Consider the following 2,713-nt stretch of genomic DNA (forward strand, 5'->3'; position numbering starts at 1 on the left):
CAATTCCGGCCCTTTCGCGGGCGGGTTTACACCGCATCATCGATTATGACAAGCTTGCGACGTCCCTTGGTTCCGGTCTTGATCGTGACGCTTCCCTTCGGCACCTACCGTCATCAAGCGACGATATCTTCGCGATGATCGAGCGCCTGGCAAAATTAAGGGACGCTGGGGCCATCAACGACGATGAATTCACGTCCAAGAAAACGGAATTACGTGGAAGCCTTTAGTCTTTTCCATCCGCAAAGTCACCCGGCGTTCAGGCGACTGAATTGCTGCATCTCCTGTTCGACAAGTCCGAACGGAAACCCATGCTAGGCGGGACCGGAAACAGTCTGACTGGCGTTAATGAGTTTCCAGTCTCTTCATTACTTCAGCGATCACCTGGTTGCTTGCCTTACTGGTCTTATCGCCGAATTCGTTGTGTAAGAACGGGAGTGTCACGAAATCCTGAACGCCACTTAGCTTGGCGGATGAAACCGAAACCACGCCATCACCGCGTCCTACGGTCCATTCGTCCAAGCAGGCCAAATCGCTTGCCGACTGCAGTGCCGCTTGTGTCTCGGGATCTTCAGGCAACAGAAGATTGCCGAACAGCAACGATAACTGAAGCAATTCGCCAGGCACGGGACCACCGCTACCGGCGATCACGCTGTAGCGGACCCCTTCGGCTCGTAAACGCGCATTCAATTCCAGTAGCGTCGTTGATCCTGGCAGCAGGTCGTCCTTTGCAACTCCAAACAGACTTCCCGCAACATCATCAATTGACTTCAGGCTGGATTGACCGATCCGTTTTCGCCATCCAAGCCTCTTCGATATCTCGGTGGCAGAGAGCCTGGCAACCGCCGAACCATGGTTGGGTGGGGCAATCAAAATTAGCTGCTTTACGTTTCCAGGATTCAAAGCCGCGTCTTCAACGCAGCATCGCGCCACAAGGCCACCCATGGAATGAGTCAACAGCACAACGGGACGATCGGGCTGAGTTACCCGCAGGTTTCGCAACTCGGTGGCCAATTGAATCGCCGCAGACTTGATTCCTTGATGGCTGGAATAATGAAAAACAGCGGTCGAAAATGCATGCTTCTCGATCTCAGATACAACGGCATCCATCGATCCTGGTGAGGCGAGCAACCCAGGAATGAGTACAACCGATGGCTTGCTCCGTCCGCCACCGGATGCCGGTTGGTTGAAGACCAGCCCTTGCTTGGCGGAAACCACCGTTCCGCGGACGGCGTCGATGACTGACGCTACCAAGGGTTCAATGGAACCCGAGCCGTCTTGCGCGTGGACGGTTGACCGAGCCAATTCCATCATCGACAGCAATCCGACGATCGACGTCAAGGCAATCGCGCCAAGGTTCTGTTGGCACTGCAAGGCAAGTCTTTTCATTCTTTCGTCCCTTCCCATCGCTTTCGCAAACCATTTTGAAGCACCGATTAGAGCAGCGACACCAAGTCGAAAATCGTGCGAAATCGCACGCGCATTTCAATCTTGTGCCTAATCGCGCACGTTGAGGTTTGCCGCGAGCATTGTATGCACACTTGTATTCTTTCCAACTTGAAAAAGAAATCCGAGACGTACACCCGTGACGGATGGCAAAAAAGTCTCCAAAAAACCCGACACTCGGATGTCCAACGAGCGGCACATCGTTTGCTCTGTAACCACGGTTGTACACTTAAAAAACTGCTGTCGCAAGCATTTCTCTCGCCAAACGAAATCAGAGCTGAACCATGTGAATTATCTTGACTACTGACGGTTCGACATAGGCCGAACATGCGATTCGCTGGTTTTCTAGGCTGCCCATTTGCAGGAGCGGTGAGCTGACGGTGGTTACCGTCGCGGGGCATCCGGCCACGAGCATCTACTCCGTCGGACGAGCAGAGGAAATTTGCAAGCTGGAAACAGCAAGTGCACTTGAGGATTATGAGCGAGTATCCACAATAATTGCTGAGTCGGGCTGCGTTGCCTCGCATGCACCACAGATCGGGCATGCCGCTGACGAGATTGTCCGATATGCCGAACAGTGCAAAGCGGACCTCATTGTGGTCGGTGCCAAAGGGCACAGCATGCTCTCCAAGATCTTGCTGGGAAGTACCACGGATTTTGTTTCCACTCACGCCCCGTGCTCCGTGTTGGTTGTACGACATCCTGAAACCGCGATCAACCAAGATTTAGAAGCATTGCGACTGACACTCGCCCACGACGGTTCACCATCAGCGGTCGAGGCGGTGAATCAATTGAAGGCGGTTGCTTGGCCCACTGACTCGGTGCTCAATCTGATCACCGTGATTCAACGTCCGCCCCGGCGCGGTAGCGACGTTGTACTCAACATTTTTCATCGTCGGTGGCGGTGCACCGACTTCACCAGGGCGATTCCAATTGCCCGTGCCGTCAGGTCACGGACTTACCTTGGGTTGTGATTTCAAGAAGGCAATCAGATCCCGCATTTGTTCTTTCGTGATCTCGCCATGAAGGCCCTCGGGCATCAAAGATCGAGCTTGCTTACGTAGCGATTCGAGGTCCTCTCGCATCACGGAATGAGCATTCCCTTGGGCGTCAACGATCTTCAGTTCAAGCTCGGTTTCGCTTTCCAATATACCAGCAAGAATGCGTCCGGAGTTCGTTTCTAAATTGACAACGTGATACTTGGGGTCGACCTCACGGTTGGGATCCAGCACAGCGATCAAGATTTGCTCCGATGATTTGTCGACCAATG

The 2,713-nt window shown here is 53.4% G+C and carries 4 protein-coding genes; 2 read left to right on the top strand and 2 right to left on the bottom strand.

Annotation, left to right across the window (positions count from 1 at the left end):
• A partial coding sequence (locus ACIQ2L_RS13550; RefSeq protein ID WP_396159717.1) for an SHOCT domain-containing protein occupies positions 1-227 on the top strand: 227 nt, incomplete at its 5' end.
• Positions 228-342: 115 nt separating this feature from the next.
• Here the strand turns inward: ACIQ2L_RS13550 and ACIQ2L_RS13555 are convergent.
• Positions 343-1,386, bottom strand: a complete 1,044-nt coding sequence (locus ACIQ2L_RS13555) for an esterase/lipase family protein (RefSeq protein ID WP_396159720.1) — start codon at positions 1,384-1,386, stop codon at positions 343-345.
• A 389-nt stretch (positions 1,387-1,775) separates the two neighbouring features.
• Here ACIQ2L_RS13555 and ACIQ2L_RS13560 point away from each other — a divergent pair, with 389 nt between their 5' ends.
• Positions 1,776-2,417 carry a universal stress protein gene (locus ACIQ2L_RS13560; protein ID WP_396159725.1) on the top strand — a complete coding sequence of 214 codons (642 nt, stop codon included), beginning with the start codon at positions 1,776-1,778 and terminating at the stop codon, positions 2,415-2,417.
• Here ACIQ2L_RS13560 and ACIQ2L_RS13565 read toward each other — a convergent pair.
• A partial coding sequence (locus ACIQ2L_RS13565; RefSeq protein ID WP_396159723.1) for a hypothetical protein occupies positions 2,394-2,713 on the bottom strand: 320 nt, incomplete at its 5' end. The genes ACIQ2L_RS13560 and ACIQ2L_RS13565 overlap by 24 nt on opposite strands.

This window comes from Flavobacterium sp., assembly GCF_044369455.1.
Lineage (GTDB): Bacteria > Bacteroidota > Bacteroidia > Flavobacteriales > Flavobacteriaceae > Flavobacterium.

Bases quoted from the DNA above. Each gene is read 5' to 3' on its own strand.
- ACIQ2L_RS13555 (WP_396159720.1), bottom strand. From the start codon at position 1,386: ATGAAAAGACTTGCCTTGCAGTGCCAACAGAACCTTGGCGCGATTGCC.